This window comes from Desulfomicrobium salsuginis (assembly GCF_054657795.1).
On sequence record NZ_BAAHYA010000001.1, the window covers coordinates 738,995 to 752,500 of the forward strand.

At 61.4% G+C, this 13,506-nt stretch carries 14 protein-coding genes, 2 rRNA genes and 1 pseudogene (1 of these 17 running past the window's edge); 13 read left to right on the plus strand and 4 right to left on the minus strand.

Going from position 1 to position 13,506, the window contains the following annotated elements:
- Positions 1–60 precede the first annotated feature (60 nt).
- The 12 genes from ACYQ3G_RS03225 to ACYQ3G_RS03280 all read left to right on the plus strand — a co-directional run bounded on the left by ACYQ3G_RS03225 (position 61) and on the right by ACYQ3G_RS03280 (position 10,595).
- Positions 61–810 carry a tRNA lysidine(34) synthetase gene (locus ACYQ3G_RS03225; protein WP_459822309.1) on the plus strand — a complete coding sequence of 250 codons (750 nt, stop codon included), beginning with the start codon at positions 61–63 and terminating at the stop codon, positions 808–810.
- Between the two features lie 108 nt (positions 811–918).
- Complete coding sequence (fliR, locus tag ACYQ3G_RS03230) at positions 919–1,698, plus strand: flagellar biosynthetic protein FliR (RefSeq protein WP_459822311.1); 780 nt, start codon at positions 919–921, stop codon at positions 1,696–1,698.
- Positions 1,699–1,704: 6 nt separating this feature from the next.
- Positions 1,705–2,772, plus strand: coding sequence for a flagellar biosynthesis protein FlhB (gene flhB, locus ACYQ3G_RS03235; protein ID WP_459822313.1), 1,068 nt, complete (start codon positions 1,705–1,707; stop codon positions 2,770–2,772).
- A 29-nt stretch (positions 2,773–2,801) separates the two neighbouring features.
- Positions 2,802–4,886 carry a flagellar biosynthesis protein FlhA gene (gene flhA / locus ACYQ3G_RS03240; RefSeq protein WP_028578401.1) on the plus strand — a complete coding sequence of 695 codons (2,085 nt, stop codon included), beginning with the start codon at positions 2,802–2,804 and terminating at the stop codon, positions 4,884–4,886.
- A 1-nt stretch (position 4,887) separates the two neighbouring features.
- Complete coding sequence (locus ACYQ3G_RS03245; protein WP_028578402.1) at positions 4,888–5,946, plus strand: flagellar biosynthesis protein FlhF; 1,059 nt, start codon at positions 4,888–4,890, stop codon at positions 5,944–5,946.
- 20 nt (positions 5,947–5,966) lie between these two features.
- Entirely contained in the window at positions 5,967–6,782 is an 816-nt protein-coding gene (locus ACYQ3G_RS03250) for a MinD/ParA family protein (RefSeq protein WP_028578403.1), read from the plus strand.
- A complete protein-coding gene (locus tag ACYQ3G_RS03255) occupies positions 6,736–7,539 on the plus strand; it encodes a FliA/WhiG family RNA polymerase sigma factor (protein WP_028578404.1) in 804 nt (267 codons plus the stop codon). Before ACYQ3G_RS03250 ends, ACYQ3G_RS03255 begins: the two co-directional genes overlap by 47 nt.
- 41 nt (positions 7,540–7,580) lie before the next feature.
- On the plus strand, positions 7,581–7,961 hold the full coding sequence (locus ACYQ3G_RS03260) for a chemotaxis response regulator CheY (RefSeq protein WP_028578405.1): 381 nt from the start codon (positions 7,581–7,583) through the stop codon (positions 7,959–7,961).
- Between the two features lie 45 nt (positions 7,962–8,006).
- Positions 8,007–8,765 carry a flagellar basal body-associated FliL family protein gene (locus ACYQ3G_RS03265; protein ID WP_459822316.1) on the plus strand — a complete coding sequence of 253 codons (759 nt, stop codon included), beginning with the start codon at positions 8,007–8,009 and terminating at the stop codon, positions 8,763–8,765.
- A complete protein-coding gene (locus ACYQ3G_RS03270) occupies positions 8,765–9,067 on the plus strand; it encodes a hypothetical protein (protein ID WP_459822317.1) in 303 nt (100 codons plus the stop codon). Before ACYQ3G_RS03265 ends, ACYQ3G_RS03270 begins: the two co-directional genes overlap by 1 nt.
- The gene (locus tag ACYQ3G_RS03275) at positions 9,068–9,499 is read left to right on the plus strand and encodes a hypothetical protein (protein WP_459822319.1); all 432 of its coding nucleotides are present in this window, start codon (positions 9,068–9,070) and stop codon (positions 9,497–9,499) included.
- A gap of 100 nt (positions 9,500–9,599) precedes the next feature.
- Positions 9,600–10,595 (plus strand): tRNA dihydrouridine synthase, encoded by a 996-nt coding sequence (locus ACYQ3G_RS03280; RefSeq protein ID WP_459822321.1) that lies wholly within the window; start codon positions 9,600–9,602, stop codon positions 10,593–10,595.
- Here ACYQ3G_RS03280 and ACYQ3G_RS03285 read toward each other — a convergent pair.
- Positions 10,592–10,654 (minus strand): annotated as a pseudogene (locus ACYQ3G_RS03285) (hypothetical protein); the annotation flags it as partial. The gene ACYQ3G_RS03280 and the pseudogene ACYQ3G_RS03285 overlap by 4 nt on opposite strands.
- Here ACYQ3G_RS03285 and ispH point away from each other — a divergent pair.
- A complete protein-coding gene (gene ispH, locus ACYQ3G_RS03290) occupies positions 10,630–11,430 on the plus strand; it encodes a 4-hydroxy-3-methylbut-2-enyl diphosphate reductase (RefSeq protein WP_459824168.1) in 801 nt (266 codons plus the stop codon). The pseudogene ACYQ3G_RS03285 and the gene ispH overlap by 25 nt on opposite strands.
- 89 nt (positions 11,431–11,519) lie before the next feature.
- Here ispH and ACYQ3G_RS03295 read toward each other — a convergent pair whose 3' ends face one another.
- The 3 genes from ACYQ3G_RS03295 to ACYQ3G_RS03305 all read right to left on the minus strand — a co-directional run.
- On the minus strand, positions 11,520–12,518 hold the full coding sequence (locus ACYQ3G_RS03295; protein ID WP_459822323.1) for a glycosyltransferase family protein: 999 nt from the start codon (positions 12,516–12,518) through the stop codon (positions 11,520–11,522).
- 208 nt (positions 12,519–12,726) lie between these two features.
- A 5S ribosomal RNA gene (rrf, locus tag ACYQ3G_RS03300) occupies positions 12,727–12,841 on the minus strand.
- 32 nt (positions 12,842–12,873) lie between these two features.
- Positions 12,874–13,506, minus strand: a 23S ribosomal RNA gene (locus tag ACYQ3G_RS03305); it runs 2,310 nt beyond the window's last position.

The following is a 13,506-nucleotide window of genomic DNA, read 5'->3' on the forward strand; positions in this document are numbered from 1 at the left end:
TGTCAAACCCCTGCGGGTGCGCCTGTGCGCTCCGCTGCAAGCCGATTTCCGGAGACCGCCATGGCCCAGTGGGGCAAACTCAAATACGCCCAGCAGTCCTGCCTCGGGCAGGCCGGCAAACTCATGCAGCAGACGGGCATGGCCTGGCCCGGGGCCCGCATCGGACTGGCCGTGTCGGGCGGCATGGACAGCTGGGTCATGCTCCAGGTCATGACCATGCGCCAGCGCATCGTCCCTTTCCCCTTCGAGCTCTTCGTCATCCATCTGAACCCCGGCTTCGACTCGACGAACCACGCCCCCCTGGCCGACTGGATGCGGGAGCACGGGGTGGCCGGCCATCTCGAAACCACGGACTTCGGTCCCCGGGCCCACTCGTCCGAAAACCGCAAGAAATCGCCGTGCTTCTTCTGCGCCTGGCACCGCCGCAAGCGCCTCTTCGACCTCTGCCGCCAGTACAACCTGACCCACCTGGCCCTGGGGCACAACACCGACGACCTGATCTCGACCTTCTTCATGAACATGCTGAAGACGGGGAAAATATACGGTCTGGTGCCCAAGGAGACCTATTTCGGCGGCCGCCTGACCCTCATCCGCCCCCTGCTCCTGCTGGACAAGTCCACCATCTCCCAAGCCTGCCGGCAGTGGAAGCTCCCCCTCTGGCAGAATGACTGCCCATCCAAGGACGCCACGGCCCGCAGCGAGACCCTGGACGCCGCCCTGTCCCTGTGCAAGGGCGACAAGCGCATCCGCACCAACATGTTCAACGCCCTGCGCCGCTGGCAGACCGAGTCCTGGCCAGGCATGGTCTAGCAATCCGCCGTTTTTGAGCGGCCTGCGAATTTCGAGCTTTTCCACAGCCAGCAAAGGCAGATCGGGGCCAGCCCCGTCCCGTGGTCCGTGTTTTGCTTTACGCGGCGCATGGACCTCTTCTCCTTCGATCCGGGCGTCACCCTGACCTTTCTGTTTGCGCTCATGCGCATCAGCGTGATCCTTTTCCTCATGCCCTTCTTCGGCGGCCAGACCTTGCCCACGCCCGCCAAGGCGGCCCTCTGCCTGACCCTGACCCTGGCCCTCTGGCCGCGGCTGCCGCTGGTCGGGGACCAACTGCCGGCGCACCCGTTCTCCCTGGCGGTCATGCTCGGCGCGGAACTGCTGATCGGCCTGATCCTGGGCCTGGTCATCCGCTTCGTCTTCGCCGCCATCCAGACCGGCGGCCAGCTCATCGGCTTCCAGATGGGCTTCGCCATGGTCAACGTCGTGGACCCGGATTCAGGCGCGTCCGAGGCGGTCACGGCGCATTTCCTCTACATGGTCAGTTTGCTGACGTTCCTGAGCTTCAACGGCCACCTCTACCTCCTGAGCGGGCTGATGAAGAGCTTCGACCTGCTGCCCCCGGGTTCCATCCTCATCACCGATCGGCTGGTCTCCCAGGTCTTCGCCCTCTCGGGTCAGATTTTTGTCCTGGCCATCCAGATCGGCGCCCCGGTCATCGCCGCCATCCTGCTGGTGGACCTGGCCCTGGCCCTGGTTTCGCGCGCCTCCCCGCAGATGAACGTGCTGATCATCGGCTTCCCGATCAAGATCAGCGTCGGCTTTCTGTTTCTGGGCATCATCTTCGAGATTCTGACCCTGCACATGGAGGGTTTCGTGTCGCGCATGCCGCTCCTCTTCTCCCAACTCATCGGCGCCATGCGCTAGGACCCCATGTCCCAGAACGATCCGAGCCGCACAGAACAAGCCACCCCCAAACGCCGCAACAAGGCCCGCGGCGAGGGGAGCGTGCCCAAGAGCCAGGAGCTGCCCAAGCCCGTGACCCTGCTCTTCGGCATCATCATGCTGCGCCTGTATCTGGACACCATCCACGCCGAGATGGACAAGCTCATGCGCTGGTTCTTCCATGAAGGCTTCACCTTCGAACTGACCCGCACCTCGGTCTACGCGCTCTTCAAGGACTGCCTCGTCAGCATCGCCGTCATGGTGCTGCCCGTCATGCTGGTCATCGCCGTCGCGGCCTTCGTCATGGTCCGACTGCAGGTCGGCAAGCTCTGGGCGCCCAAGGTCATGAAGCCCAAGTTCAAATTCCTCAACGTCGTGTCCGGCCTCCAGAAGCTGATCCTGAGCAAGCAGTCCGTCGTCCGCCTGCTCAAAAGCATCTTCATGGCCGTGGCCGTGGCCATCGGGCCCTACGTGGTCCTCAAGCAGGCTCTCGGCGAGGTTATCCCCCTCTTCTACCAGACTCCCGAGGCCATCGCCGCCTACGTCCTCTCGGCCGGGCAGACCATGTTCCAGTACGCCCTGGCGCCCATGCTCATCATCGGCATCGCCGACCTCCTCTATTCCCGCTGGGACTACGAGGAGAATATCAAGATGACCAAGAGCGAGATCAAGGACGAGCGCAAGCAGGCCGAGGGCGACCCGGTCGTCAAGAGCAAGCAGCGCCAGAAAATGATGGCCGTCATGATGCGGCGCATGATGCAGGACGTGCCCAAGGCCGACGTCATCATCACCAACCCGACCCACCTGGCCATCGCCGTCCGCTACAACGCCCAGGAAGCTCCCGCACCGGTGGTGCTGGCCAAGGGCGCCGGCAAGGTGGCCGAACGCATCAGGGAGATCGCACGCGAACACGGCATCCCCATCCGCGAGAACAAACCCCTGGCACGGGCCTTGTATAAGGTGGTCGAGGTCGGGGACACCATCCCTGAGGAATTCTACCAGGCAGTGGCCGCGATCCTGGCCCAGATCTACCGGACCAGGCAGCGCCGCCCCTAGAACCGCAACCGCTTCAGGACGTCAAAATAATGTCTTCACGCGCCCAGGCCATGACCATCAACTACAAGCGCTTCACCAAGCAGGGAGACTTCCTCCTGGCCGGCGGTGTGGTCCTGACGCTTTTCGTCATGCTGGTGCCGCTGCCGACCATCATCCTGGACGTGCTGCTGGCCTTCTCCATCTCCTTCTCCCTGGTCATCCTCATCACCTCCATGTTCATGACCTCGCCGCTGGAATTCTCCATCTTCCCGTCGGTCCTGCTCGTGACCACGCTCCTGCGCCTGGCCCTGAACGTGGCCTCCACCAGGCTCATCCTGCTGCACGGGGACCAGGGCACCGGGGCCGCGGGCAAGGTCATCCAGGCCTTCGGCGAGTTCGTGGTCGGCGGCAACTTCGCCATCGGCGCGGTCATCTTCCTCATCCTCTTCATCCTGAACAAGACCGTCATCGTGGCCGGCACGACGCGCATCGCCGAAGTCGCGGCGCGCTTCACCCTGGACGCCATGCCCGGCAAGCAGATGGCCATCGAGGCCGACCTGAACGCCGGCCTCATCGACGAGGAGCAGGCCGTCAGGCAGCGCGAGAACCTGCGCCGCGAGGCGGACTTCTACGGCGCCATGGACGGCGCGGGCAAGTTCGTCTCCGGCGACGTCAACGCGGGCATGTTCATCACCTTCATCAACATCGTCGGCGGCATCTTCATCGGCGTTCTGATGAAGGACATGAGCTGGATGGAAGCGGCCAAGACCTTTTCGCTGCTGACAATCGGCGACGGCCTGGTCTCGACCATCCCCTCGCTGATCACCTCGACCTCGGCCGGCATCATCGTCAGCCGCGCGGCGGCCGAGGCGCGCATGGGCGAGGAGTTCATCGGCCAGCTGACCAACCACCCCAAGGCCCTGAAGCTCGTCTCGGGCGTGCTGCTGCTCTTCGCCATCGTACCGGGCATGCCGACCCTGGCCTTCATGATCATTTCCGGCGCCCTCTTCGGCGTGTCCGTCCTGGCCGACCGCATCAAGGCCGAAACCAAGGAGCCCGAACCCAGGAAAAAGAAGGGCGCGGCGCCCGACAGCCCCGAAGAGGTCCAGGCCCTGCTGCCCCTCGACGTCATGGAACTTGAAGTGGGCTACGGGCTCATCCCCCTTGTGGACGAGGAGCAGAACGGCAACCTGCTGGCGCGCATCCGCTCCATCCGCCGCCAATTCGCCCTGGACATGGGCGTCATTGTGCCGTCCCTGCACCTGCGCGACAACCTGCAGCTCAAGCCCGGCGAGTACGTGGTCCAGATCAAGGGCAACCGTGTGGCCTCGGCCGAGATCATGATCGACCACTTCCTGGCCATGGACCCTGGCGACGCGCGCCACCGCATCAAGGGCATCGAGACCCTGGAGCCGGCCTTCAACCTTCCGGCCCTGTGGATCCCCGACGCCAAGAAGGACGAGGCCGTCATGGCCGGATACACCGTGGTCGACCCCTCGACGGTCATCGCCACGCACCTGACCGAAGTCTTCAAGCAGAACCTGCACGAGTTCCTGGGCCGCCAGGAGGTCCAGGCTCTGCTGGACAACCTGTCCCAGCGCGCCCCCAAGGTCGTGGAGGAACTGGTGCCCGGCATCCTGGCCCTGGGCTCGGTGCAGAAGGTCCTGCAGAACCTGGTGAAAGAGAACGTGTCCATCCGCGATCTGCTGAGCATCGTGGAATGCCTGGCCGACTACGGCCATTCCATCAAGGACCCGGACCAGCTCACGGAATTCGTGCGGCAGCGCCTGTCCAGGACCATCATCAAGCCCTACCTGGGATCGGGCAACCTGCTGCCCATCATCTCCCTGAACCCGGCCATCGAAAACGCCTTCCAGGAGAGCATCAAGCGCACGGACAACGGCACCTACCTGGCAATGGAGCCGGGGCTGGCGCACAAGATCATCCAGGCCATCAACAAGGCCTCCGAAAAGGGCATCGTGGCCGAGGGCCAGCCCGTGCTGCTGACCTCCCCGGTCATCCGGCAGCACCTCGCCCAGCTCCTGGCCCGCTTCCTGCCGACCATGCCGGTCATCTCCCAGGCGGAGATTCCGGCCGACATCAGACTCGAATCCGTAGCCATGGTGGAAATCTAGCATGCAGGTCAGGACATTCACCGGAACGAGCACCAAGGACATCATGGCCCGGATCAAGAACGAGCTGGGCCCTGACGCCATCATCCTCAGCAACCAGAAGCGGTCCGTCAAAGGGGTGACCACCTACGAGATCATGGCCGCCCTGGATGTGCCCCCCGCCGCCACGGAAACGGCCGAGATCGCTCCGCCCCTGGGCCAGGACGACGCATCCTGCCTGCGCGAGGAGTGGACGAGGCTGCGCAAGCAGCTCATGGCCGTGCTCAAGCCCCAGATGGATGTGGGCCTGCTCACGCCCCGACAGCAGTTGGTCTTCGAATACCTGGAACGCGAGGGAGTGAAGGAGGACGTGCTCATGGACCTGTGGGAGAAATTCCGCCGTTCGCCCGACACGCCCACCCTCTCGGTCATGAACGACATGGTCGGCGTCGCTCCCTGGCTGGACACGCCCTGGGAACACAAGATCCATCTCCTGGCCGGCCCCTTCGGCAGCGGCAAGACCAGCACGGCCCTGCGCCTGGCCCTGGCCGCGAAGAAAAACGGAAAAGGCCCGCGCATCCTGGTGGTCAACGCCGACCGCTCCCAGGGCAAGGGGCGCCTCTACCTGCGCCACTACACCGAGCTTTCGGGGCTTTCGTACCGGGAACTGGACACGAGGGAGCACTGGGAGGCCCTGCGCGGCGACGCGCAAAGTTACGACCTCATCCTGGTGGACCTGCCCGGTCTGCCCGGCCGCCAGAGCCTGACGTCCTGGCTGGACGACGCCGCCGGCGGCGCCCTGCCCCCCTGCCACGTGCACCTGGTCCTCAGCCCGCTGTTCGGCTCGTCCCAGATGGAGAGCTTCATGAGCCGGCTGCGCTGTCCGTCGGCGTCCAGCATTATCTGGACGAAGCTGGACGAAGCCTGTAATTACGGGGAAATAATCAATCTGGCCAGCAGCACCGGGTTGCCCGTCTCCCTCTTTTCCGTCGGGCCGGATCTGAAGAACACCCTGGCCCAGCCCTGCGGGCACGATGTCTGGAAACTCCTGCTGCGGCACGAGCTGCCCCTCGCAACCAACTGATAACACGTCCCGGACAGAGCATGAGCGCCAACCTCCCCATCGTTCTCTCGGTCACCTCCGGCAAGGGGGGCGTCGGAAAAACCAACGTCTCCGTCAATCTCGCCCTGTGCCTCGCACGGCTGGGCAAGCGCTGCGTCATCCTTGACGCGGACCTGGGCCTGGCCAACGTCGATGTCGTACTGGGCATGACACCGGAAAAGAACCTGTTCCACGTCTTTCACGAAGGCGTGTCCATCGGCGACATCCTCCACCCGACGGAATTCGGGTTCTCCATCCTGCCGGCGGCCAGCGGCGTGAGCGGCATGCTATCCCTGTCCACGGGACAGAAGCTCGAACTCCTGGAGGCCATGGACGTCCTGGAGGACAGCATCGACTTTCTGATCGTCGACACGGGGGCGGGCATCAACGACAACGTCCTCTACTTCAACCTGGCCGTCCAGAACCGACTGCTGGTCATCACGCCCGAGCCGACGTCCCTGACCGACGCCTACGCCCTCATCAAGGTCCTGAAGCTGCGGCATGGGGTCGACTCGTTCCACGTGCTGGTCAACATGGCCGGCAGCGAAAAAGCGGCCAGGGAAATCTTCGCCAAGCTCTACAACGCCTGCGACCATTTCCTGGGAGGCATCTCCCTGGATTTCGTCGGCGCCATCCCCCAGGACCCGACGGTGCGCCAGGCCGTCATCCGGCAGCAGCCCTTCTGCAGCCTGAACCCGGAGGCCGAGGCGTCCAGAGCCATGTCCGCCGTGGCCCGCAAGCTGGCGCAATGGAAACCGCAGGACCATCTCGATGGGAACATCAAGTTCTTCTGGAAGAAGCTCCTCTTTGCGGAATAACGCCGCCGAACCGGTCTGGTCCGTGCTGGAGCAGACCGGAACCTCCTTCTCGTCCCTGTCCCCCGCCGACAAGGACCGCATCGCCCGCGCCTTCGCCCCCCGCATCAAGGCCAGCGCCCTGCACCTCAAGTCCAAACTCCCGTCCCACATCGAACTGCCGGACCTGATCAGCGCGGGGACCCTGGGCCTCATGGAGGCCTTCGGCAAATTCAGGCCAGATCTGGGCATCCGCTTCGAAACCTTCGCCGACAACAGGATCCGCGGCGCCATGCTCGACGAACTGCGGCGCATGGATTGGCTCTCGCGGGGGCTCAGACAGAAAATCAAGAAGCTGGAACAGGTCATCCGCGAGTTCGAGCAGGAGAACGGACACGCCCCGTCCCGCAATGAACTGCTCGAAGTCACGGGCCAGGACCGCCTGGAACTGGAGTCGACGCTGGAAGCCCTGAACTCCCAAATCATCCTGAGTCTCGAGGCGATCCAGGAGCACGGAGAGCAGGCCGGAGAGGGGCGCAATCACCAGGAACCCTTTGCCGCCGCGGCATTCCAGGATATCATTGACAAGCTGGGGCATCTCATCGATAGACTGAGCGAACGGGAAAAGCTGGTGCTCAGCTTGTACTACACCGAAGAACTCAACATGAAGGAAGTGGCTTCCGCCTTGGACATCACCGAGGGACGGGTCTCGCAGCTGCACTCGCAGGCCCTGGGGAAGCTCAAGCATATGTTCATGCGAGAGTACGGGGACATCACCTGACGGGCCCTTCGATTTCATGAATTTCCAATGCGGAGGAATACATGGCGGTCAACACGAACATGCGGGTGCTCATTGTCGATGACTTCTCGACCATGCGCCGGATCATTAAAAATATTCTCAGACAGCTCGGCTTCTCCAACATCATCGAGGCCGACGACGGCGCCGCGGCCTGGGAGCTCCTGAACAAGGACCAGGTGGATTTCATCATCTCCGACTGGAACATGCCCCAGATGACCGGCATCGAACTGTTGCGCAAGGTTCGCGCCAGCGAGGAGTTCGCGGACCTGCCCTTCCTCATGGTCACGGCCGAGGCCCAGCAGGAGAACATCATCGAGGCCGTGCAGGCCAAGGTTTCCAACTACATTGTCAAGCCCTTCACTGCGGAAACCCTGGGCCAGAAAATCAACAAAATCTTTGAATAACCATCCTGGCCGGCAGCGTCCCCCGTTGCCGGTCGGGGCCGCCCCATGATCCTTCTCGTCCTTCTCGCCCAGCCGCTCCAGAATGGCGACACCAATGTCGCCCTGGATGATGAACGTCTGCGGGACGAGGTCCCCAAGGGCCTGCAGAAGGTCGAACTCGACCTGGACGACGCCCTGTTCCTTGAATTCGAGGAGAAAGAGGAAGAACCGCCTCCCCCTCCCGCCGAACAGGAGCCCGAGCAGACAGTCCCGGCTCTGGCCCCCCAAGAGCTGACAGCCCCCAAACGTTCGCGGAAAAAAATCTTGATATTCGGTCTCGCTGCGGCACTCTGCCTGCTGTTCGGCGCGGGCGGAGCGTATTTCTTCATGAAATCCTCGTCCGACGAGCCAACAAAGCAACCGGCGGAAGCCGAAGAACCACGGCAACAGACTGAAGCCGCTCCCCATCCCCAGCCCGAAGCCTCGTCGCCCGAAGCCGACAACGCAACGAAGCAGCCTCCGGTGCTCGTGACCCACAGCCTGGAGCGGTTTCAGGTGGAATTCGCGCTTGCGGACCAGATTCGCATCCTTACCTTCACCCTGTCGATCCCCAACGTGACGGAGATCATGCGCCTGGAAATGCAGGTCAAGTCGGTTTTCATCAGAGACGGCATCTACGGCTACCTGAAGAGCGCGCCCCTGTCCTTTCTGGACAACCCGGCCAATTCCGATAAGCTCAAAAGCGATCTGGCGGCGGTCATCAACCGGCACATGAAAAGCGGGACCGTGTCGGAAATCCTTATCGAGGAATATGTGGTGCGGTAATGGTCGACAATCTCAATCTGACGACGCTCATCAGCCAGATTCCGGAGGCCCAGAAAATCCACCATACCCAAGTCGCCCACCCCGAAGCGCAGCAGGCCCTTGCCCAGGAAGCGGTGCTGCGCCGCCAGCGCCAGGAGCAGAAACAGGTCATCAAAAGTGAAGCGACAGACTCCGGCAACCTGGTGGATCCCGAGGGCCACAGCCAGTCGAGCGGGCAGTTCTTTGCCGGGCACGGGGAAGCCCAGGACACGCAACCTGAACCGGAATCGGATCAGGGCCGCCTGATCGACACGCAGGTCTAGATGAACACGGATTTTTCCTACTGGATTCTGGCAGCGTCCACGGCAGTGGAACTCCTGCTCATGGCGCTGGCGTGCATCTTCTACATGAAACTCAAGAAGTCGGAGCTCCTCGTCCGCTCCCTGCAGGACAAGCAGCAGGAATTCCTGCAGAAGCTCGACTTCAACGCGCGCCTGGAAAAAGAAATCGTCGAAACCTTCGCCAAGCGGCAGGAAGAGCTGGCCCTGCTCGAAGACAAGCTGCACCAGCGCTCCACGGAAATGCGCCGCCTCCTCGAACAGGCCGAGAACTTCACCAAATCGCCCCAGTTCCTGCGGCAGACCATCCTGAGCGGGTTCCGGCGCGGCCAGTCTGCCCAGGCCCTGGCTCAGGCCACGGGTCTCAGTGTCGACGAGGTGGAACTGATCCTCGACCAGCCCAAGACCGAATCCTGATGCCCCGGGAATTTTCGAGCTACCTCGACCTGAAATCCACCACCGCGACCCGCCACGATCCGAGCGACACATCGAATTGAAACCATAGACCACAGCTCCCATGACCCCACGCATATCCTTTTCTCCCGACGCGCCATGGCTTGCCCCTCTGGCCGGCTATTCGGACCTGCCCTTCAGACTGCTCTGCCGCGAACACGGCTGCCGTATGGCCGTGACGGAAATGGTCAGCGCCAAAGGACTTATCTACCAAAGCCCCGGCACCCAGGAACTGCTCATGACCAGTGCGGCGGACGAGCCCCTGGTCGTCCAGCTTTTCGGATCCGAGGAACAATTCCTCGTGCAGGCTGTTGAGCGCCTGCGGGAGGCCGGTTTCCGCTACTTCGACCTCAACTGCGGTTGCCCGGTGCGCAAAGTCTCCAAAACAGGCAGCGGCGCAGCCCTGCTGAAGGAGCCGCAGCACCTCCTGCGACTCGCCAAGGCCATGATCGGCGCCACGGAACCCGGATGCATGGGATTCAAGATCCGTCTGGGCTGGTACGTCGGACAGCCGGTCTTTCTGGATGTAGCCAAGGGGCTCGAAGATCTGGGCGCCGGCTGGGTGACCATGCACCCACGCTACGGGGCCCAGGGGTTCACCGGCCAGGCGGACTGGCCTCGGCTGGCCGAGTTGAAGAAATCCGTAGGCCTGCCCGTCATCGCCAGCGGAGACCTTTTCATGGCGGAAGACGCGGTCCGCTGCGTCGAGCAGACCGGTGTCGACAGCATCATGTTCGCGCGGGGCGCCCTGAACGATCCGGCGATTTTCGAGCGCTACCTGGCCTTGCACGGACATGCCGAAGCATCGGAGAAGAGCGGCCACCAGGCCATCACCATGGTTCGCAGGCTGTGCGAACTCTATACGGGACACGGCATGGACCGGTTGGGACTTCTGAAGATGCGCACTCTGGTGCCGCGCTTTCTCAAAGGCCTGCCCGGCGCGCGCAGCCTGCGGCGCGACATCGTGTTCTGCAAAACCTGGGACGAAGTGTTTGCCCTGCTGGAAGGACAAGCAACGCACATGGAGACGGAGGAGGAACATGGAACTCATCATCGCTAAAACCGCGGGATTCTGCATGGGCGTTGACATGGCCCTGAACAAGCTCGACAAGGCCGTTCGCACCCCCCCCGGCACGGGCACCATCCATACTCTGGGACCGATCATCCACAACCCGCAGGTGCTCGAACGCTACCAGAACCTCGGGGTGAAGCAGACGGACGGCTCGAAACGGCTCGACCCGGCGGATGTGGTCATCATCAGGGCGCATGGAATCCCTAAGCAGGTGCAGGAAAACTTCGAAAGGCTTGGTGTAACCCTGATCGACGCCACGTGCCCGAAAGTCAAAAAGGCGCAGATCCTCATCCAAAAACAGGCCGAGCAGGGCAAGCATCTCCTGCTTTTCGGCGAGCGGGACCACCCCGAAGTCAAGGGGCTCATCAGCTACGCAACGGAGCACACGGTGTTTGAAAGCCTTGAGGAAGTGAAAGCCATGACGCTTCCGCAGGGCAGCAGATATTTCCTTGCCGCGCAGACAACGCAGGACCGCGAGTCATTCACCGCCATCCGCGAATTTCTTCTGGGTGAAATCGATCAGGAGATGACCATTTTGGACACCATCTGCACGGCGACGAAAGACAGGCAGGAAGAGGTGCGCATCCTGTCGCGGGAGGTTCAGGCCATGGTCGTGGTGGGAGGAAAAAACAGCGGCAACACCCGCAGATTGGCCCAAATCGCCCAGGAGGCTGGCGTGTTCACAGTGCATGTCGAAACCTCCGATGAGCTGCCCTGGGGCGAACTTGAAGCCTTCGAACGTATCGGCCTCACCGCCGGTGCGTCGACACCGTCGTGGATTATCGAGGACGTCGCCAGGGCGCTCAAAGCCACCCTTGGGTGAGCAGTCGACATGACGGCGAGATAACCGGTCCAGCACCGATAATCTGCAGCTGCCATCATCCGCGAATCATGCGGAAGGTGCGCAGGCAATCAAAGGACCGGTCCCGAACCGGCAAATTCCATATACATCCGCGCCCGTTCGGCGTCAGCCTCGGCTTTGGCCAGATGAAGGTACAGCAGGCGCAGATAGCCCTGCCTGATCCCTTCCTTCGCGGCCAGCCTTTCCCGGACCAGGTGCGTGAGGTCCTGGGCTGAAATCCACTCCATGAACTCGCGCGCACGGTCTGCCGCTCGGTGCTTCCCCTCAACGGCAGCCAGACCGGCGTCGGCAACTCTGTCCCGCCTCGTTTCATCCGCCAGCAGTTCCCTTATGAGCCTCACCAGCGCCGGCAGATCATCCGCATCATAGGTGAACAGATCCTTCCCGTCAGAAAAAAGATCGAGAAGGCCATGACCGACTCGAGGCGTGATCAGGCAGGCACCGCATCCAAGGGCCTCAAACACCCGGAAGTTCAGATCGCCATGCTCGGATATGTTCAGCACGAGTTTTGCGCGGGCATACACTTCATTGTACCTGCCCTGCAAAACCGTCAGGGGGACCTTGTCACCTAATTCCTGAAGGAGCCTGTGCCTGACTGGAGTGAGCGACGGATCGTTCTTGCCGACAAATACGACATCGTAGCGCGGGCCATCATGGATATCGGTGCGCCGATCCTGGTCCTTGGCAAATAGCGGCAACCAGGAGATCTGATCATCTCTGAGCCGATGCCCCGCAAACTCTGAACGATGATCGCGCATCGCAACACAGCACAAGTCGAAGGCCTGTGCAAACCGTGGATACCAACTGTGGATATGCGTATCTATCGCGTAAAAAATCGTGGGACACGGGAATGATTCAATATCCCGAAGAAATGGGAGGACGCTGCAATCACCGTAGATGAACATGTCGGGAACGGTGCCGCAGTGTTCAATGATGTCATCCCAGCCGACCGCGCGAAAACTTTTTGGCAGGACAACGACATGATATCCTGCATTGCGCATGTGCGAAACGAAGTAGGCATTTCCGGCCCACGCTACTATTTGCTTCATGATTGATGTCTATTGTGCTCAGTTAGCGACACACGATCATTTTATCTGATCGTACCGCACAAGGCCAGAAAGACTCATATGCCAAAATAATTCAGTAATAACGAGGAGATGGGACTACAAAGATGGCGTAGCAAAGGCGATGAAAAAGTGGAAGACGAGAGCTCAGATTATGGCGGACATGGGGAAGGGAGAGCAGAAATAAAAAAAGTCCTGGCGACGACCTACTTTCCCACCAGTGGACTGGCAGTATCATTGGCGCTGGAGGTCTTAACTTCCGAGTTCGGAATGGAATCGGGTGTGGCCCCTCCGCCGTGGTCACCAGGACGAAATATGTAAGAAAAACAGGTGAAGAGAGAGAGTTAAGACTCACGATCTATTAGTACCGGTCAGCTGAACACATTACTGCGCGTACACTTCCGGCCTATCTACCAGGTGGTCTTCCTGGGATCTTAAGTGTCTTGCGACAAGGGAGAACTTATCTTGTGGCTGGTTTCCCGCTTAGATGCTTTCAGCGGTTATCCATTCCGATTATAGCTACCCTGCTATGCCGCTGGCGCGACAACAGGTCCACTAGGGAATCGTCCATTCCGGTCCTCTCGTACTAGGAACAGACCCACTCAATTCTCCTACGCCCACAGAAGATAGGGACCAAACTGTCTCACGACGTTTTAAACCCAGCTCGCGTACCACTTTAAACGGCGAACAGCCGTACCCTTGGGACCTGCTCCAGCCCCAGGATGTGATGAGCCGACATCGAGGTGCCAAACCGCATCGTCGATGTGAACTCTTGGATGCGATCAGCCTGTTATCCCCGGCGTACCTTTTATCCGATGAGCGATGGCCCTTCCATGCGGGACCACCGGATCACTAACACCTACTTTCGTACCTGCTCGACATGTCTGTCTCGCAGTCAAGCTCCCTTATGCGTTTGCACTCGACGGCTGGTTTCCAATCAGCCTGAGGGAACCTTTGCGCGCCTCCGTTACTC